Genomic DNA, 24691 nt, shown 5'->3' with positions numbered 1-24691 from the left:
GCTGTCCCGCCAGTCCATCGACGACCCCGATGCCTTCTGGAGCGAACAGGCCAAGGCCCTGGACTGGATCAAGCCCTGGAGCCAAATCCAGCAGAGCGACATGAATACCGGCCGGGCTGCCTGGTTCAAGGGCGCGCAACTGAACGTCAGCTACAACTGCATCGACCGCCACCTGGCCACCCGGGGCGATCAGCCGGCGATCATTCGTGAGGGCGACAACCCCACCGACTCCAGCGTCATCACCTACCGCGAACTGCACCAGCAGGTCTGCCGCCTGGCCAACGTGCTCAAGCAACGCGGGGTGAAAAAGGGCGACCGGGTGTGCATCTACATGCCCATGGTTCCGCAAGCGGCCTATGCCATGCTCGCCTGCAGCCGCATCGGCGCCATTCACTCGGTGGTGTTCGGTGGTTTCTCGCCGGATGCCCTGCGCGACCGTATTCTCGACGCCGATTGCCGTACGCTGATCACCGCCGATGAAGGCATTCGTGGCGGCAAGAGCGTGCCGCTGAAGAACAACGTCGACAAGGCCCTGCTCAGTTGCCCGGACGTCAGTACGGTGGTGGTGATCAAACGTACCGGCGGCGAGATCGACTGGAGTGAAGGTCGCGATCTCTGGTACCACGACGCAATCAAGCAGGTCAGTGATGATTGCCCACCCGAGCCAATGGACGCCGAAGACCCGCTGTTCATCCTCTACACCTCCGGCAGTACCGGCAAACCCAAGGGCGTGCTGCACACCACCGCAGGTTACCTGCTGCAGGCGGCGCTGACCTTCAGGAGCGTGTTCGATTACCGCGATGGCGAGGTGTTCTGGTGCACCGCCGACGTCGGCTGGGTGACGGGCCACAGCTATATCGTTTACGGCCCCCTGGCCAACGGCGCGATCACCCTGATGTTCGAAGGCGTGCCCAATTACCCCGATGCCTCGCGCTTCTGGCAGGTGGTCGACAAGCACCAGGTGAACATCTTCTACACCGCCCCCACCGCCCTTCGCGCACTGATGCGCGAAGGCCAGGGCCCGCTGGCGAGCACCTCGCGCAAGAGCCTGCGCGTGCTCGGCAGCGTGGGTGAGCCGATCAACCCGGAAGCCTGGGAATGGTACTTCGAGGCCGTCGGCGAAAAACGCTGCCCCATCGTCGACACCTGGTGGCAGACCGAAACCGGCGGCATCATGATCAGCCCGCTGGTGGGCACCCGGCGGGTCAAGCCCGGCTGCGCCACCCAACCGATGTTCGGCGTGCAGCCGGTGTTACTGGACGACAAGGGCACGCTGATCGAAGGCCCCGGCAGCGGCATGCTGGCAATCAAGGCCAGCTGGCCCGGGCAGATCCGCAGCGTGTACGGCGACCCGCAGCGAATGATCGACACTTACTTCAAGCCGCTGCCGGGTTACTACTTCACCGGTGACGGCGCGCGCCGCGACGAGGACGGCGACCTGTGGATCACCGGGCGCATCGATGATGTGATCAACGTCTCCGGACACCGCATCGGCACCGCGGAGGTCGAAAGCGCCCTGGTGCTGCACGACAGCATCGCCGAAGCCGCCGTTGTCGGGTACCCTCACGATCTCAAGGGGCAAGGCATCTATGCCTTTGTCACGCCCATGAATGGCGTAACCCCGGACGACAGCCTCAAGCAGGAGCTGCTGGCCCTGGTCAGCAAAGAGATCGGCAGCTTCGCCAAACCCGAGCTGATCCAGTGGGCGCCGGCACTGCCCAAGACCCGCTCAGGCAAGATCATGCGGCGCATCCTGCGCAAGATCGCCTGCAACGAGCTCGACAACCTCGGCGACACGTCGACCCTGGCCGACCCCAGCGTGGTCCAAGGCCTGATCGACAAACGCCTGAACATTTAAGCGGCAGCCTGTTTGGCTGCCTTGCAGACAAGGTAGCCATGGAAGCGATTCGCCGCCGTATCGAAACCCAGGTGATGAGCCTGACCGGTTTGTCCCTGGGGCAACTTGACCTGGAAAACCCCAAGGGTGACCCCGGGCTGTTCGGCCCGGGCAGCCTCAGCTGGCGCGTGCATGGCGACTTCCCAAGCATGTTGATCGGCGGCATCAGTGCCCTGCTCCTGCAACTGCTGCACCCGCTGGCGCTGGCCGGCGTGTGGGATCACTCCAACTTTCGCCAGGACCTGCTTGGCCGCCTGCGTCGCACCAGCCAGTTCATCTCCGGCACCACCTTCGGCTCGACTCAAGATGCCAACTGGCTGATCGAAAAAGTGCGCACCATTCACTTGCAGGTAGTCGGTAGCGCCGCCGACGGCCGGCCGTACGCGGCCAGCGATCCAGACCTGCTGACCTGGGTGCATGTAGCCGAGGTCAGCAGCTTCCTGGCTGCCCATAGGCGCTATCGCAACCCGCACATGCCGATCGCCGAACAGGATGCCTACTATGCCGAGATCGCCCTGATCGCCGAACGCCTGGGCGCCCGTAACGTGCCGCGCTCGCGCCAGCAGATTGCCGACTACCTGCAGGCCATGCGCCCACAACTGATCTGCGACGCCCGCAGCCATGAAGTGGTGCAGGTACTGCTCGACGCACCGGCGCCTAGCCGCCTGGCCCAACCGGTGGGCGCCCTGATGCTGCGTGCCGGGATCGACCTGCTGCCCGACTGGGCCAGCGCAATGCTCGAGCTGAGCCAGAACCCGCTGCAACGCCGGCTGATCCGCCTGGGCATCAACAGCACCGCACCGGTCCTGCGCTGGGCCATGCGCGATGGTTCCGCCCACCGTGCCCGGCGGCGCATGGGTATCGCCTGAACGGTGCGCCAATAGCCCTCGCCCGGCCATCTATGCCACCATGCAGGTCTAGCCAGGCCCTGGGGCCTGAACCGTTCTGACGCCAAATCCAATAAGAGTGAGGACCTGCGCCATGCAAGATGTCGTTATCGTTGCCGCCACCCGTACCGCTGTCGGTAGCTACCAGGGGGCGCTGGCCAACATTCCCGCCGTCGACCTGGGCGCTGCGGTGATTCGCCAGTTGCTGACCCAGACCGGCATCGATGGCGAACTGGTCGATGAAGTGATCCTCGGCCAGGTACTGACCGCCGGTGCCGGGCAGAACCCGGCGCGCCAGGCCGCGATCAAGGCCGGCCTGCCTCACGCGGTGCCAGCCATGACCCTGAACAAGGTCTGCGGCTCGGGCCTCAAGGCCCTGCACCTGGCAGCCCAGGCGATCCGCTGCGGCGATGCCGAAGTGATCATCGCCGGCGGCCAGGAGAACATGAGCCTGGCCAACTACGTCATGCCCGGGGCCCGTACCGGCCTGCGCATGGGCCACAGCAGCCTGATCGACAGCATGATCAGCGATGGCCTGTGGGATGCGTTCAACGACTACCACATGGGCATCACTGCCGAGAACCTGGTGGAAAAGTACGGCATCAGCCGTGAGGAGCAGGACGCCTTCGCTGCCGCTTCGCAGCAAAAGGCAACCGCAGCCATCGAAGCCCGGCGCTTCGTCGATGAGATCACCCCGATCCTGATCCCGCAGCGCAAAGGGGATCCGCTTGCGTTTGCCACCGACGAGCAACCGCGTGCCGGCACCACCGCCGAATCGCTGGGCAAGCTCAAGCCGGCATTCAAGAAAGACGGCACGGTAACCGCCGGTAATGCCTCGTCGCTCAATGACGGCGCAGCCGCGGTGCTGCTGATGAGCGCCGCCAAGGCGCAGCAACTGGGCCTGCCGATCCTGGCGCGCATCAAGGCCTATGCCAATGCCGGGGTCGATCCGGCGATCATGGGCATCGGCCCGGTCAGCGCCACCCGCCGCTGCCTGGCAAAGGCCGGCTGGGACCTGGCGGACCTGGACCTGATCGAAGCCAACGAAGCCTTTGCCGCCCAGGCCCTGTCGGTGGGCAAGGAGCTGGGCTGGGACGCCAGCAAGGTCAACGTCAATGGCGGCGCCATTGCCCTGGGCCATCCGATCGGCGCCTCGGGTTGCCGGGTGCTGGTAACCCTGCTGCACGAAATGATCAAGCGTGATGTCAGCAAGGGCCTGGCCACCCTGTGCATCGGCGGTGGTCAGGGCGTGGCCCTGGCAATCGAACGCTGATCAGCGCGGGAGGGGCCGCAACGGCCCCTCCCCTGGCTTGAACTGGTAAACTGCACGTCCGCAAACCAAGGCCACGTGCATGTCCCTCTTGAATCAGGCGCTGCGCGCCGCCCTCGACGCCCGCCTGGGCCTTCTCGCCGAACTGCATGCCCAGGGCACCGACTGCTATCGCCTGTTCCATGGCAGCCAGGAAGGCGCCAGCGGCCTGACCATCGACCGCTACGGCCCGCAGTTGCTGGTGCAGAGCTTCCACCACAGCCTCGAAACCAGCGCCTTGCTGGAGCTGCACGCCGCTGTCGAAGCGCACCTGGGCCTTGAGCTGCTGCTGGTCTACAACGACCGCTCCCAGGGCAACAGCCGCATCGACCGCCGCGACCCGGTGTACCAGGCCAGCGAGGCCGCGCTGGCCGATCACGTCGGCCACGAATGGGGCCTGAACTACCGGGTGCGTGGTCGCCATGCCGGGCAGGACCCACTGCTGTTTCTTGACCTGCGCAATGCCCGTGGCTGGGTCAAGCAGCACAGTGCCGGCAAAAGCGTGCTGAACCTGTTCGCCTATACCTGCGGTGTCGGCCTCAGCGCGGCGGCGGGCGGCGCCCGCGAGGTGTGCAACCTGGACTTTGCCGAAGGCAACCTGGCCGTCGGCAAGGAAAACGGCGCACTCAACCCGCAACTGCTGCCGATGAGTTTCATCCAGTCCGATTACTTCCCGGCAATCCGCCAGTTCGCCGGCCTGCCGGTCAGCCAGCGCCGCGGCCACACGCTGCCGTCGTACCCACGCCTGCAACAACGCCAGTTCGATCTGGTGTTTCTCGACCCGCCGGCCTGGGCCAAGAGCGCCTTCGGCACCGTCGACCTGCTGCGCGATTACCAGAGCCTGCTCAAGCCGGCACTGTTGAGCACCGCCGAGGACGGCGTACTGATCTGCTGTAACAACCTGGCCAAGGTCAATGTCGACGACTGGCGCGAGCAAGTGCTGCGCTGCGCCGACAAGGCCGGGCGGCCGGTACGCGACTGGCAGGTGCTCAAGCCCGCCGGCGACTTTCCGTCGCAGGACGGTCAGCCCCCATTGAAGACCTTGATTCTTCAGCTCTGAAACAAAAAATCGTTAATTTTCGGGGTATCTTCGGAACCGATTTTACGTGCCATACTCCAACCACTCCCGCTCGAGACAGACGACGCCACACATGCCCAAAGGATTGAAACGCGCCCTCGGCGCCATGCTGGCCGCAGTGGCCTTGTACAGCCTGCTAGGCTTTCTGATTCTCCCAGGGGTTGCCCTGCGTATCGTCAACCAGCAACTGGCCAATTACGCCACAGTACCTGCGCACCTGCAGCGGATCGAGCTCAACCCGTTCAGCCTCGAACTGACCCTCTGGGGCCTGCAGATCGGCGAGCCGGGCAAGGAGCAGGTCGGTTTTGAACGCCTGTACGCCAACCTGCAGCTCGACAGCCTGTGGAGCGGCGCCCTGCACCTGGACGGGGTCGAACTGGACAAGGCACGTACCGAGCTGCTGTTCGCCAAGGACGGCAGCCTCAACCTCACTCAGTTGTTCAAGCTGCCACCGAGCGAGCCCAAGCCTGAAGAGCCGGCCAGCGATCCATTCCCGCTGCGTATCGGCAGCATCAAGCTCAGCGAAGGCTACCTGCACTTCCAGGACCTGCGCCCGAGCGAGCCGATCGAGTTCCTCTACGACTCGATGAACCTGGAGCTGAAGAACCTCAGCACCCTGCCTGACGACAGTACCGAGATGACCCTGGTCGCCAATGGCCCGGCAGGCGGGCGCATCGACTGGTCCGGCAATTTCAGCCTGGTACCGATCGCCTCCGAAGGTACCCTGAAGGTCACCGACGGCAAGATGAAAGCCTTCTGGCCCTATGTCCGAGATGCCGTGCCGCTGGTGCTGGAAGAAGGCGTGGTCAGCCTCGATACCCACTACAAGCTGAATCTGTCCAAGGAAACCGAGCTGCTGCTGGACAACGCCTCGGTGAGCATCGCGCCCTTTGCCATCAAGGCCCCGGATGGCCGTCCGCTGGCGCGCCTGGCGCGTCTGGATGTCAGCGAAACCTCGATCGACCTGGCCAAGCAACTGGTCACCGTCGGCAAGATCCGCAGCGACAAGCTCGAAACCTGGGCGGCGCTGGAGTCCGACGGCCAGCTCGACTGGCAAAAACTGTTCGCCAGCCAGCCGGCCAAAGCCACGCCAAAAGAGCAAGCCGAACCCGCTACCGCCGAGCCGGATGCCAAGGACAAAGCCGCAGCTGAAGCGCCGAGCAAGCCATGGCAGGTACTGCTCAAGGACGTGCAACTGCGCAATTACCAGGTACACCTGGCCGACCGCTCGCAGAAAGAGCCAGTGGCTCTGGACGTTGGCCCGCTGAACCTTGACCTGCAGAATTTCGACAGTCTCAATCAGTCGCCCTTTACCCTCAAGCTCGATACCGGCGTCGGTAAACAAGGCAAGCTGCAGGCTGCCGGTGAGGTGAACCTGGCGCCCGTCACCGCCAAGCTCAAGGTCAACACCCAGGACATCGACCTGCGCGTCGCCCAGGCTTACATCAGCCCCTACATCCGCCTCGAACTGCGCAGCGGCATGCTCGGCAGCGACCTCAATGTCGACCTCAAGAGCACCGCACCGCTGGCCTTCAGCATCGACGGCAAGGCCCAGGTCAACCAGTTGCATACGCTGGACACCATCAAGGACCGCGACTTCGTCAAATGGCAGCAACTGAACCTCGACGCTGTGTCGTACCGCCACGGTGATGCCCTGACCATTGGCAAGGTGACCCTGAAACAGCCTTACGCGCGCTTCATGATCAACGAGGACCGCACCACCAACGTCGATGACCTGCTGATCCCGCAGCCGGCCACCGCGCAGTCCAAAGCGCCAAGCAAAGCCAAGGCCCCGGCCGAGAAGCCACTGGGTATCCGCATCGGTGAAATCGACATCAACGACGGCTCGGCCAACTTCGCCGACTTCAGCCTGACGCCCAACTTCGCCACGGCCATCCAGCAGCTCAATGGCCAGATCGGCACCATCGACAACCGTCAGCCAAAGCCTGCCAAAGTCGATATCAAGGGCAAGGTCGATCGCTATGCGCCAGTGACCATCAAAGGCTCACTGAACCCCTTCGACCCGATGGCCGCCCTGGACATCGCCACCAGCTTCAAACGCGTCGAGCTGACCACGTTGACGCCGTACTCGGGCAAGTTCGCCGGGTTCCGTATCCGCAAAGGGCGGCTGAACATCGACCTGCACTACGTGATCACCCAGGGCAAGCTCCAGGCCGAGAACAAGGTGGTGGTTGAGCAGCTGCAACTGGGTGAGAAGGTCGACAGCCCGGACGCGGTCGACTTGCCGATTCGTCTGGCGGTGGCCCTGCTCAAGGACACCGACGGCAAGATCTCCATCGAGCTGCCGGTGAGCGGCGACCTCAACGACCCGCAGTTCAGCGTCATGCCGATTGTCTGGCAGACCCTGCGCAACCTGGTGCTGCGTGCGGCCCAGGCGCCCTTCAAGTTCATTGGTGGGCTGGTCAGCGGCGGTGATTCCCAGGACCTGGGGAGCGTGGCCTTTGCCGCCGGCTCCAGTGACCTGAGCCCGGATGCGCAAAGCGCCCTGGACAAGCTGGCGACCGCACTCAAGGAACGCCCTGCCCTGCGCCTGGAAATCGAAGGCACCAGCGCCCAGAGCAGCGACGGCCCGCTGATTGCCCAGCAGCGACTGGAGCGTGAGTATCAGAGTACCTACTACAAGATCCTCCAGCGTCGCGGTGACAAGGTGCCAGCCCAGGCTTCCGACCTGAAGGTGCCGGATGGCGACAAACCGGCGATGCTCGAAGGCATCTACCGCGCCCGCATGAAACAGCAGCCACCGGCCGAATGGGAACAGCTGGACCGCGAGCAGCGCACTACCCAGTTGCGTGACGCGGTGCTCAAGTCGTGGGGCGAAAGCCCACTGCTACTGCGCCAGCTGGGGCAGGCCCGGGCCAGCAGCATCAAGGACTACCTGGTGGACAAGGGCCAACTGGCGGATGACCGGGTGTACTTCGTAGACGCCAGCCTGGGCCAGGCCGAAACGGATGGCCGGGTGATTTCGCCGCTGCACCTGGACGCGGAGTGAAGTAACCCCGATCGCGGGGCAAGCCCGCTCCTACAAATCCCCCCCCAAAAAAGAAGCCCCGGCAACCAGTGCCGGGGCTTTGAGTGACCAAGTCCTTTTGGTCTTTCGCATGAACCTGCAAGGGTCAGCGAGTCGGGAGCAACTACTCAGTTGGTTTTCAGGCCATCAGCCGAGACGGCTTGAACGCCTTTGATCTTCTTGGCAATGGCGACCGCCATCTCTTTCTGCGAATCGGTCAAGGTCACATCGGAAGACAGGGAGACCACGCCTTTGTTGGTTTCGACCTTGATGTCGGTGCCCGGGATGCCTTTCTCGGTTACCAGGTCAGCTTTGACCTTGGTGGTGATCCAGGTGTCAGAGGTCGCTTCTTTGACTTTGGTGACTTCACCGGCAGCAACAGTCAGCGGAGCCTGGGAAGGCTGTTGGGCAAACGCCGCATTAGCCAGGGTCAGGGTCAGGGCGGTGGCAGTAGCGGCAGCAATAGCGAACTTCTTCATACGAGACACTCCTGTTTTTCGAAAAGTCTGCGCCATCAGTCCTGGCAGCAGGGTATGAGAACTATTGCAGGGCTTGTGCCAGCTACTGTTATTGACTTTTTTACTTATAAATCAGCTAGTTATATATAAAGCTGAAATCCCGAATCGTGCAATTTGCACGCAGTGGCAAAATCCTGCATGCAAGATGCAAGTCCGCAAGACAATGCCTACAGGCATAAAAAAAGGACCCCGAGGGGTCCTTTTTCTTACGCTACGTTCTTAGACGCCGGATGCCTTGGCAGCGGCAACATCCTTGATCGACAGCTTGATACGGCCGCGGTTGTCCACGTCCAGTACCAGTACTTCAACTTCCTGACCTTCTTTGAGGATGTCGGTCACTTTCTCAACACGAGCATCGCTCAGCATGGAGATGTGAACCAGACCGTCCTTGCCAGGCAGGATGTTGACGAAGGCACCGAAGTCAACGATGCGCTCGACCTTACCGACGTAGATCTTGCCGATCTCGGCCTCGGCAGTGATGCTCAGAACACGCTGACGCGCAGCTTCAGCAGCGTCTTTGGTCTCGCCGAAGATCTTGATCGAGCCGTCGTCTTCGATATCGATCGAAGCCTTGGTTTCTTCGCAGATGGCACGGATGGTCGCGCCGCCTTTACCGATGACGTCACGGATCTTGTCGGTGTCGATCTTCATGGCGATCATGGTCGGAGCGTTTTCCGACAGTTCGCTACGGGACTGACCAATGATCTGGTTCATCTGGCCGAGGATGTTCAGGCGCGCTTCCAGGGCCTGGCCCAGGGCGATTTCCATGATCTCTTCGGTGATGCCGTTGATCTTGATGTCCATCTGCAGCGCGGTAACACCTTTGGCGGTACCGGCTACCTTGAAGTCCATGTCGCCCAGGTGGTCTTCGTCACCGAGGATGTCGGTCAGGACGGCGAATTTCTCGCCTTCTTTAACCAGACCCATGGCGATACCGGCAACCGGTGCCTTCATCGGTACACCAGCGTCCATCAGGGCCAGGGAAGCACCACAGACCGAAGCCATGGAGCTCGAACCGTTGGATTCGGTGATTTCCGATACGACGCGAATGGTGTACGGGAACACGTCGGCGGCAGGCAGCATGGCCTGGACCGAACGACGGGCCAGACGGCCGTGACCGATTTCGCGACGGCCAGCACCGCCCATGCGACCACACTCGCCCACCGAGAACGGCGGGAAGTTGTAGTGCAGCATGAAGGGGTCTTTCTTCTCGCCTTCGAGGGTGTCCAGCAGTTGCGCGTCACGGGCAGTACCCAGGGTCGCAACGACCAGGGCCTGGGTTTCGCCGCGGGTGAACAGCGCCGAACCGTGGGTCTTTGGCAGTACACCGACTTCGATGTTCAGCGGACGTACGGTCTTGGTGTCACGGCCATCGATACGTGGCTTGCCGTTAACGATGTTTTCGCGAACGGTGCGGTATTCGATTTCGCCGAAGATCTCTTTGACTTCGGAAGCCGAAGGTTGACCTTCTTCACCGGAGAACTTGGCGATCACTTGCTCGCGCAGTTCGCCCAGGCGAGCGTAACGGTCAGCCTTGACGGTGATGGTGTAGGCGTCGGAAACCGCAGCACCGAATTCACCACGGATGGCGTTCAGCAGTTCGGTGTTGGCAGCGGCTGGCTTCCAGTCCCAGGTCGGCTTGGCAGCTTCGGCGGCCAGCTCTTTGACAGCCTGGATCACAGCCTGGAATTCATCGTGGGCAAACAGTACGGCGCCCAGCATCTGGTCTTCGGTCAGCTCTTTGGCTTCCGATTCAACCATCAGCACGGCGTCGGAGGTACCGGCAACGACCATGTCCAGGCTCGAGGCAGCCAGTTGCTCGTAGGTCGGGTTCAGCAGGTAGCCGGTGCTTTCGTGGAAAGCAACACGGGCAGCGCCGATCGGGCCTTCGAACGGAATGCCGGAGATGGCCAGGGCAGCCGAGGTACCGATCATCGCAGCGATGTCCGGATCGGTCTTCTTGCTGGTGGAAACGACGGTGCAGACAACCTGCACTTCGTTCATGAAGCCTTCTGGGAACAGCGGACGGATCGGACGGTCGATCAGACGCGAGGTCAGGGTTTCTTTCTCGGAAGGACGGCCTTCACGCTTGAAGAAACCACCAGGGATCTTGCCGGCGGCGTAGGTCTTTTCCTGATAGTGAACGGACAGGGGGAAGAAGCCTTTGCCTGGATCGGCCTGTTTGGCACCGACCACGGTCACCAGTACGGTGACATCGTTGTCGACGGTGACCAATACGGCGCCGGACGCTTGACGAGCAATACGGCCCGTCTCGAGGGTAACGGTCGATTGACCGAACTGGAATTTCTTGATTACCGGGTTCACGGTTTCCTACCTTTTTCAGTGGCTCTGGGGGAACTGGTTCTTGCGAATTCTTGGGCAGCACAGGGAATCGGCCCTGTTGGCAGTCCAGATAAAACTAGAGGTTGGGAGCCTGCCCTGCCCTCGCGGTAAACCGCTCAGGCGAGACAGACAGCCAACCTCATAGATACACAAGGCGTGCTCACCAGCACGGGGGCCAAAGGCTCCGCCTGGTGACTGCAGCACGCCGTGCACACCACTGGCCAGGCCGCTATTAGCGACGCAGACCCAGACGACCGATCAGGGCGCTGTAACGAGTGGTGTCCTTGCCTTTCAGGTAGTCCAGCAGCTTGCGACGCTGGTTAACCATGCGGATCAGACCACGACGGGAGTGGTGGTCTTTGCCGTTGGCCTTGAAGTGGCCTTGCAGCTTGTTGATGTTGGCGGTCAGCAGAGCAACCTGCACTTCCGGGCTACCGGTGTCACCGGCGGCTTGCTGGTATTCGCCAACGATCTTTGCTTTTTCTTCAACGCTGAGTGCCATCTGGCTTCTCCAAATCAAGGGAAACCGAACAAACGGTTTCCAATAGGCCAGGGACTGCTCCCTGTATTCATAAAGTGAGGCGTGACCGTGCCTATTAACAGCCATCCTCTTTACCACCAGTGCCGGGCCTGAACCTGACGCTGAAGGTTTCGATCATTCTGACCGAATCAAGCGACGAGGCGCGATGCGCCCGTCTTCGCTCACTTCACCGATACCGATGAAGCGACCGTTGTGATCCTGTACCCGGACCATGCCGAACTTCGGCGCGTCGGGGGCTCTGACCGGCTGACCATTGAGCCAGTAGAACGCACTGTGCTCGGAGAACTGCAACAGTGGCCAGTCCAGCAGACCGCTGTCCGATGGCATCAGGAAGCGATCGACTGCTTCGTTGCCACCTTCGGCGTGGACCGCTTCGAGTTCTTCGAGGGTCACGGTCTGGGCCAGCTCGAAAGGACCGGCGTGCGTACGGCGCAGTTCAGCGACATAGGCTCCGCAACCGAGCACCTCGCCGATATCCTCGACCAGAGTGCGGATGTAGGTGCCTTTGCTGCAGCCGACTGACAGCCGAACACGGGTGCCTTCGCACTCGAGCAATTCCAAGCGGTTAATAGTAACAGAACGCGCCTCGCGCTCCACTACTTCACCTGCACGGGCGAGCTTGTACAGTGGCTGACCGTCGCGCTTGAGGGCCGAGTACATCGGCGGTATCTGACTGATTTGACCACGAAATTGTGGCAAAACCGCTTCGATATCGGCGCGACCAACGGTCACGTCACGGGTTTTCAGCACTTCACCTTCGGCATCGCCCGTGGTGGTGGTCTGACCCAGTTGCATGACCGTCTCGTAGCCCTTGTCGGAATCGAGCAGGTACTGCGAGAACTTGGTCGCCTCACCAAAGCACAGCGGCAGCACGCCGCTGGCCAGTGGATCGAGGCTACCAGTGTGCCCGGCCTTTTCGGCGTTGAGCAGCCAGCGGACCTTCTGCAGGGCGGCGTTGGAGGTGAACCCCAACGGCTTGTCGAGCAGGATGATGCCGCTGACGTTACGACGGATACGCTTGACCTGAGCCACCGCTTACTCCTTGGTGTCCAGGGGCGTGTCGGAAGCCTGGTGCAGCTTGTCTTCGGCGACGGCGCGCTCGATCAGTGCCGACAGGTGGGCACCGCGACTGATGCTTTCGTCATAGTGGAAATGCAGTTGCGGCACGCTGCGCAGTTGCATTTCCTTGCCCAGGTGCACACGCAGGAAACTGGCCGCGCCGTTGAGCACTTTGAGGGTCTGCTTGATGTCTTCCGCGCCTTCCTGGCCCATGGAGGTGATGAACACCTTGGCATGGCCGACATCGCGGCTGACATCCACAGCGGTAATGGTGACCACGCCGACGCGCGGGTCTTTGACTTCACGACGGATCAACTGGGCCAGCTCACGCTGGATCTGATCGCCGATGCGTTGGGTACGGCTATATTCTTTTGCCATTTTTGCTACCTGTAACTAAAGCGGCAAACGCCCGGCCAGGCTAGAGCCGGACCGGGCGTTGCGTTCAGAGCCGCCAAGCGGCGCCCTGGGGCGGGCGATTGGCGGTTCCCATGCTCGCGGCTTAGAGCGTACGAGCCACTTGGACTTTCTCGAAGACTTCGATCTTGTCGCCGACCTTGACGTCGTTGTAGCTCTTGACGCCGATACCGCATTCCATGCCGGCACGTACTTCGGACGCATCGTCCTTGAAACGACGCAGCGATTCCAGCTCGCCTTCGAAGATCACCACGTCCTCGCGCAGTACGCGGATCGGACGGTTGCGGTAGACCACACCCTCGACGACCATACAGCCGGCGATGGCGCCGAACTTCGGCGAACGGAACACGTCACGCACTTCGGCGATACCCAGGATGTTCTCGCGAACATCGCTGCCGAGCATACCGGTCAGGGCTTTCTTGACGTCTTCAATGATGTCGTAGATCACGTTGTAGTAACGCATATCCAGACCTTCCTGCTCGACGATCTTGCGCGCGCCGGCATCGGCACGCACGTTGAAGCCGAACAGTACTGCATTGGAAGCCAGGGCCAGGTTGGCGTCGCTCTCGGTGATACCACCGACACCGCCACCGATCACGCGAACCTGTACTTCGTCGTTGCCCAGGCCGCTCAGGGAGCCCTGCAGGGCCTCGAGAGAACCACGAACATCGGACTTGAGCACGATGTTGAGGGTCTTCTTCTCTTCCTGGCCCATGTTCTCGAAGATGTTCTCGAGTTTGCCAGCGTGAGCGCGAGCCAGTTTGACCTCGCGGAACTTGCCTTGACGGAACAGGGCAACTTCACGGGCTTTCTTCTCGTCAGCCACTACCGACAGCTCGTCACCGGCGTCCGGGGTGCCATCCAGGCCGAGGATCTCGACCGGGATCGACGGGCCGGCTTCTTTAACAGTCTTGCCGTTTTCGTCGAGCATGGCCCGTACACGGCCGTAGTTCGAACCGCACAGGACCATGTCGCCCTGACGCAGGGTACCGTCCTGAACCAGCACGGTAGCCACCGGGCCGCGGCCCTTGTCCAGACGCGACTCGACCACCACACCACGACCCGGGGCCGATGGAGTGGCCTTGAGCTCGAGGATCTCGGCTTGCAGCAGGACGGCTTCGAGCAGTTCGTCGACACCGGTACCCATCTTCGCCGACACCTTGACGAACGGCGTGTCTCCACCCCAGTCCTCGGAAGTGACGCCTTCGACGGCCAGTTCGTTACGGATGCGATCGAGGTCGGCACCCGGCTTGTCGATCTTGTTCACCGCAACGACCAGCGGAACACCGGCAGCCTTGGCGTGCTGGACCGCTTCGCGGGTTTGCGGCATCACGCCGTCGTCCGCCGCGACCACCAGGATCACGATGTCGGTCGCCTTGGCACCACGGGCACGCATGGCGGTAAACGCGGCGTGACCAGGGGTGTCGAGGAAGGTGACCATGCCGCGGTCGGTTTCCACGTGGTAGGCACCGATGTGCTGGGTAATACCACCGGCTTCGCCAGCGGCCACCTTGGCACGACGGATGTAGTCGAGCAGCGAAGTCTTACCGTGGTCAACGTGGCCCATTACGGTCACGACCGGCGCACGGGCGAAGGCTTCACCTTCGAACTTCAGCGATTCGGCCAGGGAATCTTCCAGGGCGGTATCGCTGACCAGGGTGACCTTGTGGCCCAGCTCTTCGGCGACCAGTTGAGCGGTCTCCTGGTCGAGCACCTGGTTGATGGTCACCGGAGTGCCCAGCTTGAACATGAACTTGACGACTTCAGCGGCCTTGACCGACATCTGCTGGGCCAGGTCGGAGACGGTAATGGTCTCGCCGATCTGGACGTCGCGGATAACCGGACCGGTCGGGTTCTGGAAGCCATGGGCGTTGCGCTTCTTCGGCTTGCCCTTGCCACGGCCACCACGACGGAAGCCATCGCTTTCTTCGTCGGTGGTACGCGGAGCGGCACGCGGGGTTGGCGCCTTTTCCTTTTCCTTGACCTTGACCGAAACGCGCGGCGCTTCGTTACGGCGCTCGCCGCCACGACGCTCGTCGTCACGCGACTTGTCGCTGCGACGGACGTCGTCTTTCTTGCGCTCGGCAACCGGTGCCGGTGCGGCATCGGCGGCGTCGATCACTGGCGCGGCAGCCGGAGCCGGAGCCGGCGCGGCAGCAGCCGGTGCGGCGTTCGCAGCGGCTGGCTGACGACGGGCTTCTTCCTCGGCACGCTGACGTGCTTCGGCATCGGCTTTTTCACGGGCAGCGTTTTCGGCTGCACGGCGCTCTTCCAGCTCGCGCTTCTGCTCGGCCTGGATTTCTTCCGGGCTGCGCTGAACGAATACTTTCTTCTTGCGTACTTCTACGCTGATGCTCTTGCTACCGGCGACACGCAGGGTGCTGGTGGTTTTGCGCTGCAAGGTGATCTTGCGCGGCTCTTCCACTTTTGCCTTGTGGCTGCTCTTCAAATGAGCCAGCAATGCCTGCTTCTCATTGTCGGTCACTACCTGACCGGCGTCGGTGTGCGGCAGACCTGCCTCACGCATCTGCTGCAGCAGGCGCTCTACCGGTGCAGCGACCTCTTGGGCCAATTCTTTCACCGTGACTTGCGTCATGCACTTCTCTCCTCAGGCCGCGCCTAATTACTCGAACCAGTGGGCTCGGGCGGCCATGATCAACTTGCCGGCACGCTCTTGGTCGATGCCGTCGATGTCGAGCAGGTCATCAATCGACTGCTCGGCCAGGTCTTCGCGGGTAACTACGCCGCGCACCGCCAGTTCCATCGCCAAATCCTTGTCCATACCCTCAAGCGAGAGCAGGTCTTCGGCCGGATGGGCGTCTGCCAGCTTTTCCTCAGTAGCGATGGCTTTGGTCAACAGGCGATCCTTGGCGCGAGCACGAAGCTCGTTGACGATGTCTTCGTCAAAGCCGTCGATGTTGAGCATTTCTTCCAGCGGTACGTAGGCAATCTCTTCCAGGCTGGTGAAGCCTTCATCGACCAGCACCTGTGCCAGCTCTTCGTCGACTTCCAGCTCGTCGATGAAGTTGCGCAGGATGTCACCGGTTTCAGCTTGCTGCTTGGCCTGGATGTCCGATTCGGTCATCACGTTCAGGGTCCAGCCGGTCAACTGACTGGCCAGGCGCACGTTCTGGCCACCACGGCCAATCGCCTGGGCCAGGTTGTCGGCACCCACCGCGATGTCCATGGCGTGGGCATCTTCATCGACGATGATCGCCGCGACTTCAGCCGGCGACATGGCGTTGATGACGAATTGTGCAGGGTTGTCGTCCCAGAGGACGATATCCACACGCTCACCACCCAGTTCGCCGGACACGGCCTGGACACGCGAACCGCGCATGCCGATACAGGCACCTTGCGGATCGATGCGTTTGTCCTTGGAGCGCACGGCGATCTTGGCGCGCGAACCCGGATCACGGGACGCGGCCATGACTTCGATCAGGCCCTCGGCGATTTCCGGCACTTCGATGCGGAACAGTTCGATCAGCATCTGTGGCGCGGTACGCGACAGGATCAACTGCGGGCCGCGGTTCTCGGTGCGGATTTCCTTGAGCAGTGCACGCAGGCGCACACCCACACGGAAAGTCTCGCGGGAGATGATGTCTTCACGGGCCAGCAACGCTTCGGCGTTGTTGCCCAGGTCAACGATGACATTGTCACGGGTGACCTTCTTGACGGTACCGGAGATGATCTCGCCCAGACGCTCGCGGTAGGCATCTACCACCTGAGCGCGCTCGGCTTCACGGACCTTCTGGACGATGACTTGCTTGGCGGTCTGGGCGGCAATGCGGCCGAACTCGATCGACTCGATCTTTTCTTCGATCACGTCACCGACTTTAGCTTCAGGATGGGTGTCCTGAATCTTCGCTGGCCACACTTCGATCGCCGGATCGTCCAGATCCTTTTCTTCGACGACAGTCCAGCGACGGAAGGTTTCGTAGCTACCGGTGTGGCGGTTGATTTCCACACGCAGGTCGACTTCGTCGTCAAAACGTTTTTTGGTTGCAGTGGCCAGAGCCACTTCCAGCGCTTCAAAAATCACGCCGGCCGGTACGCCCTTTTCGTTGGATACCGACTCAACAACCAGCAGTACTTCTTTGCTCATCGTACGCCTCGCCTTTCGCAAGCCATTGGATCCGCGCGGTCCGCGGGATCCGGCACGTCTCAGTCAAAACTGGGAATAATGTTGGCCTTGTCGATCGAATCGATCGGCAACAGGAATTCGTTGTTGTCTACCTGGACCACAACATCCTGATCCTCCACGCCACGGAGAAGGCCCTGAAAGTTACGACGACCTTCAAAGGGCGTACGCAGCTTGATCTTCACTTGTTCGCCGGCATGCGAAGCAAACTGTTCCAAGGTGAACAGCGGGCGATCCATGCCAGGAGAGGACACTTCAAGGGTATATTCGGACGTAATCGGGTCTTCGACATCGAGGATCGCACTGGCCTGGTGACTGACTTTTGCGCAGTCATCAACCAGCACGCCATCTTCTTTATCGATGTAAATCCGCAGGACCGAATGTTTGCCTTGAGAGATGAATTCGATCCCCCAGCATTGATAGCCAAGAGCCTCGACCACCGGGGCCAACAAGGCCTGCAACTGTTCTAGCTTGCTCGACACCTGAACCCCCTCGTGCATGCTATGCAAATAAAAAATGGGCAAAGCGCCCATCCCTGATACGCCGTTGAATACCGGCGTTATGACTGTTCAGCCAAGAAAAAGCCCCTGCAAAAGGGGCTCCGCTGAAACTGGTTGCGGGGGCTGGATTTGAACCAACGACCTTCGGGTTATGAGCCCGACGAGCTACCAGACTGCTCCACCCCGCGACAAAGCTGGGGCGAAAGTATACGACCGAACCCCGACAGGGTCAATCTAACCTCCACCTACAAGAAAGCCCGCTGTAGCGGGCTGTCTTGTTTCAATTGGTACCGAGAAGGGGACTCGAACCCCTACACCCTATGGGCACAACCACCTCAAGGTTGCGTGTCTACCAATTCCACCACCTCGGCAATACTACTTTGAAACCCGTTACTTCTGCTCTTGAGCGGGAGGAACATCGCCAGTCTTAGTGGCTTCGCTCTTCTGCTCCTGGAGCACCGGTACATCATCTGTTGCCGGTTTTTGCTGCTTCACTTCCAAGACCGCTGGATCTGGTAACCCTACTTGAGTCAGCTCTTGAGCTTTCTCCTTAGCAAAGTATCCTAACCCAAGAGCAGTTAAGAAGAAAGAGGCAGCTAGTATAGCAGTAAACTTACTCAGAAAGGTAGCAGAACCTTGGCTTCCGAACACAGTATTTGAAGCACCTGCGCCGAAAGATGCACCCGCTTCCGCACCTTTACCCTGTTGCAGCAACACCAGCACTACCAAACCCAGCGCGCCCAACAGATGCAAAACAACGATCACTGTTTCCAGCATTTTTCAGTTTCCTGCGGCGCGACAAATTGCACCGAATTCGTCTGCGTTCAGGGAAGCCCCACCAATCAGGCCCCCATCGATATCCGGCATGCCGAACAGTTCAGCCGCATTGGCCGCCTTCACGCTGCCGCCGTATAGAAGCCGCACACTCGCTGCGACTTCCGGGTTCTTTGCCGCCAGCTGCTCGCGAATGGCCTTATGCACATCCTGAGCCTGCTGTGGCGAGGCCGTCAGCCCTGTGCCGATGGCCCATACAGGCTCATAGGCAATCACCGCACTGGCGAAGACTTCGACACCGAACGCTTCGATGACGCTGTCCAGCTGACGCCCGACAATCTCAAGCGTTTTACCCGCTTCGCGCTCTTCGAGGGTTTCCCCTACACAGAGCACCGGCTTCAAACCACAAGCCTGTGCCGCAGCGAACTTGCGATTGAGGACTTCGTCGTTCTCGCCAATGATCTGGCGGCGCTCGGAGTGCCCAATCAGTACCAGCTCGCAACCTGCCTCGGCCAGTTGACTCGGTGCAATTTCACCGGTCAGTGCGCCTTGCTCAGGCTGTACCGCAGAATTCTGAGCGCCGACGGCGATCGCCTTGCCTTGTACGCCATCAATTACCTGATTGATGTACAGGGCGGGGGGAAACACCGCGACCTCGACACCGCTCGGCAGGGCGAGATTACTCAAGCCCTTGATCAGCTCAGCGACGCTGGCGCGGGTACCGTGCATCTTCCAGTTACCAGCTACCATAGGGCGACGCATGCTGTACCTCGTCGGTCAAAGAGGGCGCAGATGTTACCCAACCCGATCACCTCTGGCAAGCGTAATTCAAACGCAAACTTCACTTACCAGTTTTGCCAGGGCTTCGGCGTGGCCGCGAACCTGATTTTCATCCTCGCCTTCGACCATTACCCGCACCAGAGGCTCTGTCCCGGACTTGCGCAGCAGCACACGGCCACGACCGGCCAGTGCCTCGGTAACCTTGGCACTGGCGTCCTTGACCGCTGGATGCTCCAGCGGGTCGACCTTGCTCGCACCAAAGCGCACGTTGATCAGCACCTGCGGGCACTTGCGCAGGGCCTGACGGGCCTGGGCCAGGGTTTCTTCGCGGCGCTTGAGGGCCATCAGCACCTGCAGCGCGGCGATGATCGCATCACCGGTGGTGGTGTGGTTGCAGCACACCACGTGCCCGGAGTTCTCGCCACCGATGACCCAGTCGCGCTCCAGCAGCTCGGCCATCACGTAGCGGTCACCGACCTTGGCGCGCACGAACGGGATGTCGAGATCCTTCAGGGCCAGCTCCAGCCCCAGGTTGCTCATCAGGGTGCCCACCACCCCGCCCTGCAGCTTGCCGCGCTCATGCAGGTCACGGGCGATGATGAACAGCAGCTCGTCGCCATCGACGATGGCGCCGGTGTGATCGACCATCAGCACCCGGTCACCGTCGCCGTCGAAGGCGATGCCGAGGTCGGCATGGCCCACCAGCACCGCCGCCTGCAGCGACTCGATGTGGGTCGAACCGCAGTTCTCGTTGATGTTCAGGCCATCAGGCTGCGCTGAGAGCACGGTGACATCAGCACCCAATTCGCGGAACACGCTCGGCGCGACCTTGTAGGTAGCGCCGTGGGCGCAGTCGACCACCAGCTTGAGGCCGGCAAAATCAGTGCTGCTCGGCACGCTGCTCTTGCAGAATTCGATGTAACGCCCAGCCGCATCGTTGATGCGCGAGACCTTGCCCAGCTTGCTCGATTCGACCACGGTCATCGGCTGGTCGAGCAGCTCCTCGATCATCAGCTCGACTTCGTCCGGCAGCTTGGTACCCTGCCCGGAGAAGAACTTGATGCCGTTGTCGTCATGGGGATTGTGCGAAGCACTGATAACGATGCCCGCTTCGGCATGGAAGGTACGGGTCAGGTAGGCGATGGCCGGGGTCGGCATCGGCCCGAGCAACATCACATCGGCGCCCGCCGCTGACAGCCCGGCTTCAAGCGCCGATTCAAACATGTAACCGGAAATTCGCGTGTCTTTGCCGACCAGTACCCGGCAGGCACCCTGCCTGCGAAAGGCCATGCCCGCCGCCCAGCCAAGCTTGAGCATGAAGTCAGGGGTGATGGGGTATTCGCCGACACGGCCACGAATACCGTCGGTACCAAAATATTTTCTGCTCATAGATGCTCCATCACTCTTATTCGGCGGCTTGCACCGCAGCAATCATCCGCACTACATCGGCGGTTTCGGCGACATCGTGAACGCGCAATATGCTCGCGCCCTTGGTCATCGCCAGCGCAGCCAGGGCAAGGCTGCCATAGAGCCGTTCTCCGACCGGACGGCCCAGGGCCAGGCCGATCATGCTCTTGCGCGAAACACCTACCAGCAAGGGACGCCCCAACCGGTAAAGTGCTTCCATGTGCTTGAACAGGCTGAGGTTGTGCGCCAGGGTCTTGGCGAAGCCGAAGCCTGGATCGAGGATGATCCGCCCGGCTTCGATGCCGACTGCCGCACACGCAGCCATACGCTCTTCAAGGTAGTTCGCCACCTCGGCGGTGACATCCTCGTAATGCGGATTGTCCTGCATGTCGCCCGGCTCGCCACGCATATGCATCAGGCACACCGGCAAGCCGGTGGCTGCTGCGGCATCCAGGGCACCATCACGGCTGAGCGAGCGCACATCGTTGATCAGCCCGGCACCGAGCCTGGCCGATTCGCGGATAACCGCTGGCGTCGAGGTATCGACCGAGATGATCACATCCAGCTCACGATTGATCGCTTCGACGATCGGCGCGACGCGCTCCAGCTCTTCAAGCGCCGACACCGCACGCGCGCCGGGGCGAGTGGACTCGCCACCGACATCGACCAGGGTCGCACCGGCAGCCACCATCGCTTCGGCGTGGCGCAAGGCTGCGTCACGCTGGGTGAAGCGGCCGCCATCGGAGAAGGAATCGGGGGTGATATTGAGGATACCCATGACATGGGTACGGGACAAATCAAGAACCCGGTTGCCGCAAGGCAACCGGGTCGGGTACTGCTGTGAAGTCATATGTGCCCTTAGACTTGCGCCGCTGGACCGCCGATCGGCGACTCAGGGCGATCGCTCTGCGGAGCAGAGGCGCCTGGAGTGCCCGATCCACCTTCCCAGTCACGCGGCTCGCGTGGCTCGCGACCAGCCATGATGTCGTCGATCTGATCGGCATCGATGGTCTCGTACTTCATCAGCGCATCGGCCATGGCGTCGAGCTTGTCGCGGTTTTCGGTGAGGATCTGCTTGGCCGTGGCGTAGCACTGGTCAATGATGCTGCGTACTTCCGAGTCGATCAACTTGGCGGTCTCACCGGAGACACTGGCGTGCTGGGAACCGGCACTGCGGCCCAGGAACACCTCACCCTCTTCTTCGGCATACATCAGCGGACCGAGTTTTTCCGACAGGCCCCACTTGGTGACCATGTTGCGGGCGATCTGACTGGCACGCATGATGTCGTTGGAGGCACCGGTGGTGACGCCATCGAAGCCCAGGGTCATCTCTTCGGCGATACGGCCACCGTACAGCGAGCAGATCTGGCTGATCAGTGCGCGCTTGGACAGGCTGTAACGGTCTTCCTCCGGCAGGAACATGGTGACACCCAGTGCCCGGCCACGCGGAATGATCGAGACCTTGTACACCGGGTCATGCTCGGGCACCACACGGCCAACAATGGCATGGCCGGCTTCGTGGAAGGCGGTATTGCGCTTCTCTTTCTCGGACATGACCATGGTCTTGCGCTCGGCGCCCATCATGATCTTGTCTTTGGCCAGTTCGAACTCTTTCATCTCGACGACGCGCTTGCCACCACGGGCAGCGAACAGCGACGCTTCGTTGACCAGGTTGGCGAGGTCGGCACCGGAGAAGCCTGGAGTACCACGGGCAATCACGGCTGGATTGACGTTCTCGCCAATCGGCACCTTGCGCATGTGTACCTTGAGGATCTGCTCACGACCGCGGATATCCGGCAAGCCAACGACGACCTGACGGTCGAAGCGGCCTGGACGCAGCAGCGCCGGGTCGAGGACGTCCGGACGGTTGGTCGCGGCGATGACGATGATACCGTCGTTCATTTCGAAGCCGTCCATCTCAACCAGCAACTGGTTGAGGGTCTGCTCGCGCTCGTCGTGACCGCCACCCATGCCGGCGCCACGATGGCGACCGACGGCGTCGATCTCGTCGATGAAGATGATGCACGGTGCGTGTTTCTTGGCCTGCTCGAACATATCGCGAACACGGCTGGCACCGACACCGACGAACATCTCGACGAAGTCGGAACCGGAGATGGTGAAGAACGGCACCTTGGCTTCGCCGGCAATAGCCTTGGCTATCAGGGTCTTACCGGTACCTGGCGGGCCAACCATGAGTACACCGCGAGGAATACGACCGCCCAGGCGCTGGAACTTGCCCGGATCGCGCAGGAATTCGACCAGTTCGCCGACTTCTTCCTTGGCTTCGTCGCAGCCGGCAACGTCGGCCAGGGTGGTTTTCACCTGATCTTCAGACAGCAGGCGCGCCTTGCTCTTGCCGAAGCTCATCGGCCCGCCCTTGCCACCGGCACCGCCTTGCATCTGGCGCATGAAGAACATGAATACGGCAATGATGACCAGGATCGGGAAGCTGGCGACCAGCAGTTGGGTCCAGATGCTCTGCTGCTCTGGCTGTTTGCCTTCGACCACGACGTGGTTGTCGACCAGGTCACCGATCAGGCCGTTGTCCTGAATGGCCGGACGGATGGTCTTGAAGCTGTCGCCATCGGTACGTTTACCGGTAATGACGTAGCCGTCGACCGCAACGCGCTCGACCTTGCCATCCTTGACCTGCTGAATGAAGTCGGAATAGTTGAGGGTCTGCGGCTCATTCGGGCTGGAGAAGTTGTTCATCACTGTCACCAGGACAGCCGCGATGATCAACCACAGGATCAAGTTCTTTGCCATATCGTTCAATTAGCTACCCTCTGAAGCCGGCTGACGGCGCAGCCGTGCCTCGCATGATATTCACCGGCTTAACTTACTACATAACCTACACATCTGCAGGCGCCGTCTGTAACCCTTTGTGAAACCTAGACTACACGATGTTCATCCAGGTCAGGCAGGAGAGCCGATTGGAAAAAACTATCGGATACCCTGAAAGCCGCCGGCCTGACGCCCTACTCGCCGCGGTAACCCCTCGCCAGCAAGTACTGTTCGCGGGAGCGGTCCCGCGAAGAATCAGGCTTGAGCATCTGGACCTTGTCGAATTTCTGACGAGCGTCCTTGAGGTATACGTCAAACCCTTCGCCCTGGAAAATCTTGATCAGGAAATCACCACCCGGCTTGAGCACCCGGGTCGCCAGATCAAGGGCCAGCTCACAGAGAAACATGGCCTTGGGAATATCCACGGCAGGCGTACCACTCATATTGGGGGCCATATCGGAAATCACAAGGTCTACGTGCGAATTACCCACCGCCTCGAGGATCTGCGCCAGCACTTCGTCCTGGGTAAAGTCCCCCTGGATGAAGGTAACGTCAGGAATGCTGTCCATTTCCAGGATGTCGGAAGCGATCAAACGCCCCTGACCACCAATCAGACGACTGGTCACCTGCGACCAGCCACCCGGGGCCGCACCCAGGTCGACGACGCTCATACCAGGGCGGATAATCCGGTACTTTTCCTGGATTTCCAGCAATTTGTAGCTCGCACGCGAGCGATAACCGTCCTTTTGCGCCTTTTTAACGTAAGGATCGTTGAAGTGTTCTTTCAGCCAGCCAAGGCTTGTCTTGGAACGCGCCATTGGGCACCTCGATGATAAGGGTCGTGATTAACTGGGCGGATCCACGGGCCCTCGGGTAAAATGGCCGCCATTTTTACAGAATCAGACAAAGGGTCAGATTATGCCGCTCAATAACGAGCAGAAGAAACAGTACAAATCCATTGGCCACGACCTGAAACCAGTTCTGATTGTGGCAGGCAATGGGCTGACTGAAGGGGTTATCGCCGAACTCGAACGCGCCCTGGTCGATCACGAACTGATCAAGGTCGAGATTCGCTCCGAAGACCGCGAAGAGCGTGCCGCCGCAATTGCCGCGCTGTGCAAGGCCGGCCGCGCCGAACTGGTACAGACCATCGGCAAGAAGGCGCTGATCTATCGCCGCAATCCGCAACCGAACAAGCAGTTGTCGAACATCCACCGTTACAAGTGATGTT

At 61.0% G+C, this 24691-nt stretch carries 20 protein-coding genes and 2 tRNA genes; 6 read left to right on the top strand and 16 right to left on the bottom strand.

Annotated features, from left to right (window positions below; genetic code table 11):
• The first annotated feature begins 1 nt into the window (after position 1).
• The 5 genes from acs to UW3_RS0113320 all read left to right on the top strand — a co-directional run bounded on the left by acs (position 2) and on the right by UW3_RS0113320 (position 8181).
• On the top strand, positions 2–1858 hold the full coding sequence (gene acs / locus UW3_RS0113340; protein ID WP_010222992.1) for an acetate--CoA ligase: 1857 nt from the start codon (positions 2–4) through the stop codon (positions 1856–1858).
• 38 nt (positions 1859–1896) lie between these two features.
• On the top strand, positions 1897–2766 hold the full coding sequence (locus tag UW3_RS0113335) for an oxygenase MpaB family protein (protein ID WP_010222991.1): 870 nt from the start codon (positions 1897–1899) through the stop codon (positions 2764–2766).
• Between the two features lie 112 nt (positions 2767–2878).
• Positions 2879–4057 (top strand): acetyl-CoA C-acetyltransferase, encoded by a 1179-nt coding sequence (locus UW3_RS0113330; RefSeq protein ID WP_010222990.1) that lies wholly within the window; start codon positions 2879–2881, stop codon positions 4055–4057.
• A 79-nt stretch (positions 4058–4136) separates the two neighbouring features.
• Positions 4137–5153, top strand: coding sequence for a class I SAM-dependent rRNA methyltransferase (locus UW3_RS0113325; protein ID WP_010222989.1), 1017 nt, complete (start codon positions 4137–4139; stop codon positions 5151–5153).
• A gap of 46 nt (positions 5154–5199) precedes the next feature.
• The gene (locus UW3_RS0113320; protein ID WP_437127810.1) at positions 5200–8181 is read left to right on the top strand and encodes a DUF748 domain-containing protein; all 2982 of its coding nucleotides are present in this window, start codon (positions 5200–5202) and stop codon (positions 8179–8181) included.
• A gap of 146 nt (positions 8182–8327) precedes the next feature.
• Here the strand turns inward: UW3_RS0113320 and UW3_RS0113315 are convergent, their stop codons facing one another.
• From UW3_RS0113315 to rlmE, 16 genes are all read right to left on the bottom strand, one after another.
• Complete coding sequence (locus tag UW3_RS0113315; protein ID WP_010222987.1) at positions 8328–8678, bottom strand: BON domain-containing protein; 351 nt, start codon at positions 8676–8678, stop codon at positions 8328–8330.
• 258 nt (positions 8679–8936) lie between these two features.
• Positions 8937–11042, bottom strand: coding sequence for a polyribonucleotide nucleotidyltransferase (gene pnp, locus UW3_RS0113310; RefSeq protein WP_010222986.1), 2106 nt, complete (start codon positions 11040–11042; stop codon positions 8937–8939).
• Positions 11043–11292: 250 nt separating this feature from the next.
• Complete coding sequence (rpsO, locus tag UW3_RS0113305; RefSeq protein WP_010222985.1) at positions 11293–11562, bottom strand: 30S ribosomal protein S15; 270 nt, start codon at positions 11560–11562, stop codon at positions 11293–11295.
• Positions 11563–11715: 153 nt separating this feature from the next.
• Complete coding sequence (gene truB / locus UW3_RS0113300) at positions 11716–12633, bottom strand: tRNA pseudouridine(55) synthase TruB (protein WP_010222984.1); 918 nt, start codon at positions 12631–12633, stop codon at positions 11716–11718.
• A gap of 3 nt (positions 12634–12636) precedes the next feature.
• Entirely contained in the window at positions 12637–13038 is a 402-nt protein-coding gene (gene rbfA, locus UW3_RS0113295) for a 30S ribosome-binding factor RbfA (protein ID WP_010222983.1), read from the bottom strand.
• Positions 13039–13159: 121 nt separating this feature from the next.
• Complete coding sequence (infB, locus tag UW3_RS0113290; protein ID WP_010222982.1) at positions 13160–15670, bottom strand: translation initiation factor IF-2; 2511 nt, start codon at positions 15668–15670, stop codon at positions 13160–13162.
• Positions 15671–15697: 27 nt separating this feature from the next.
• A complete protein-coding gene (nusA, locus tag UW3_RS0113285) occupies positions 15698–17179 on the bottom strand; it encodes a transcription termination factor NusA (RefSeq protein ID WP_010222981.1) in 1482 nt (493 codons plus the stop codon).
• A 59-nt stretch (positions 17180–17238) separates the two neighbouring features.
• A complete protein-coding gene (gene rimP, locus UW3_RS0113280) occupies positions 17239–17697 on the bottom strand; it encodes a ribosome maturation factor RimP (protein WP_010222980.1) in 459 nt (152 codons plus the stop codon).
• 129 nt (positions 17698–17826) lie between these two features.
• Positions 17827–17903: transfer RNA gene (locus tag UW3_RS0113275), tRNA-Met, on the bottom strand.
• 97 nt (positions 17904–18000) lie between these two features.
• A tRNA-Leu gene (locus tag UW3_RS0113270) sits at positions 18001–18086 on the bottom strand.
• Between the two features lie 19 nt (positions 18087–18105).
• Positions 18106–18492: a preprotein translocase subunit SecG gene (gene secG / locus UW3_RS0113265; RefSeq protein WP_010222979.1), complete on the bottom strand. Its 387-nt coding sequence runs from the start codon at positions 18490–18492 to the stop codon at positions 18106–18108.
• 3 nt (positions 18493–18495) lie between these two features.
• Positions 18496–19251, bottom strand: a complete 756-nt coding sequence (tpiA, locus tag UW3_RS0113260; RefSeq protein WP_010222978.1) for a triose-phosphate isomerase — start codon at positions 19249–19251, stop codon at positions 18496–18498.
• A gap of 66 nt (positions 19252–19317) precedes the next feature.
• Positions 19318–20658 (bottom strand): phosphoglucosamine mutase, encoded by a 1341-nt coding sequence (gene glmM, locus UW3_RS0113255; protein ID WP_010222977.1) that lies wholly within the window; start codon positions 20656–20658, stop codon positions 19318–19320.
• A 16-nt stretch (positions 20659–20674) separates the two neighbouring features.
• Positions 20675–21526 (bottom strand): dihydropteroate synthase, encoded by an 852-nt coding sequence (gene folP / locus UW3_RS0113250; RefSeq protein WP_010222976.1) that lies wholly within the window; start codon positions 21524–21526, stop codon positions 20675–20677.
• A gap of 8 nt (positions 21527–21534) precedes the next feature.
• Positions 21535–23442: an ATP-dependent zinc metalloprotease FtsH gene (gene ftsH / locus UW3_RS0113245; RefSeq protein WP_010222975.1), complete on the bottom strand. Its 1908-nt coding sequence runs from the start codon at positions 23440–23442 to the stop codon at positions 21535–21537.
• A gap of 212 nt (positions 23443–23654) precedes the next feature.
• A complete protein-coding gene (rlmE, locus tag UW3_RS0113240; protein ID WP_010222974.1) occupies positions 23655–24278 on the bottom strand; it encodes a 23S rRNA (uridine(2552)-2'-O)-methyltransferase RlmE in 624 nt (207 codons plus the stop codon).
• 100 nt (positions 24279–24378) lie between these two features.
• Between rlmE and yhbY the strand changes: the two genes are divergently transcribed.
• Positions 24379–24687 carry a ribosome assembly RNA-binding protein YhbY gene (yhbY, locus tag UW3_RS0113235; RefSeq protein WP_010222973.1) on the top strand — a complete coding sequence of 103 codons (309 nt, stop codon included), beginning with the start codon at positions 24379–24381 and terminating at the stop codon, positions 24685–24687.
• Positions 24688–24691 lie beyond the last annotated feature (4 nt).

The sequence above is a fragment of the Pseudomonas donghuensis genome (assembly GCF_000259195.1).
In the GTDB taxonomy this organism is placed as follows: domain Bacteria; phylum Pseudomonadota; class Gammaproteobacteria; order Pseudomonadales; family Pseudomonadaceae; genus Aquipseudomonas; species Aquipseudomonas donghuensis.
The sequence above is the reverse complement of the archived record's forward strand: the minus strand, read 5'-3'. Positions and strand labels throughout refer to the sequence as shown.

Bases quoted from the DNA above. Each gene is read 5' to 3' on its own strand.
- UW3_RS0113335 (WP_010222991.1), top strand. From the start codon at position 1,897: ATGGAAGCGATTCGCCGCCGTATCGAAACCCAGGTGATGAGCCTGACC.
- UW3_RS0113330 (WP_010222990.1), top strand. From the start codon at position 2,879: ATGCAAGATGTCGTTATCGTTGCCGCCACCCGTACCGCTGTCGGTAGC.
- UW3_RS0113325 (WP_010222989.1), top strand. From the start codon at position 4,137: ATGTCCCTCTTGAATCAGGCGCTGCGCGCCGCCCTCGACGCCCGCCTG.
- UW3_RS0113315 (WP_010222987.1), bottom strand. From the start codon at position 8,678: ATGAAGAAGTTCGCTATTGCTGCCGCTACTGCCACCGCCCTGACCCTG.
- rpsO (WP_010222985.1), bottom strand. From the start codon at position 11,562: ATGGCACTCAGCGTTGAAGAAAAAGCAAAGATCGTTGGCGAATACCAG.
- rbfA (WP_010222983.1), bottom strand. From the start codon at position 13,038: ATGGCAAAAGAATATAGCCGTACCCAACGCATCGGCGATCAGATCCAG.
- infB (WP_010222982.1), bottom strand. From the start codon at position 15,670: ATGACGCAAGTCACGGTGAAAGAATTGGCCCAAGAGGTCGCTGCACCG.
- nusA (WP_010222981.1), bottom strand. From the start codon at position 17,179: ATGAGCAAAGAAGTACTGCTGGTTGTTGAGTCGGTATCCAACGAAAAG.
- secG (WP_010222979.1), bottom strand. From the start codon at position 18,492: ATGCTGGAAACAGTGATCGTTGTTTTGCATCTGTTGGGCGCGCTGGGT.
- tpiA (WP_010222978.1), bottom strand. From the start codon at position 19,251: ATGCGTCGCCCTATGGTAGCTGGTAACTGGAAGATGCACGGTACCCGC.
- glmM (WP_010222977.1), bottom strand. From the start codon at position 20,658: ATGAGCAGAAAATATTTTGGTACCGACGGTATTCGTGGCCGTGTCGGC.
- folP (WP_010222976.1), bottom strand. From the start codon at position 21,526: ATGACTTCACAGCAGTACCCGACCCGGTTGCCTTGCGGCAACCGGGTT.
- ftsH (WP_010222975.1), bottom strand. From the start codon at position 23,442: ATGGCAAAGAACTTGATCCTGTGGTTGATCATCGCGGCTGTCCTGGTG.
- rlmE (WP_010222974.1), bottom strand. From the start codon at position 24,278: ATGGCGCGTTCCAAGACAAGCCTTGGCTGGCTGAAAGAACACTTCAAC.
- yhbY (WP_010222973.1), top strand. From the start codon at position 24,379: ATGCCGCTCAATAACGAGCAGAAGAAACAGTACAAATCCATTGGCCAC.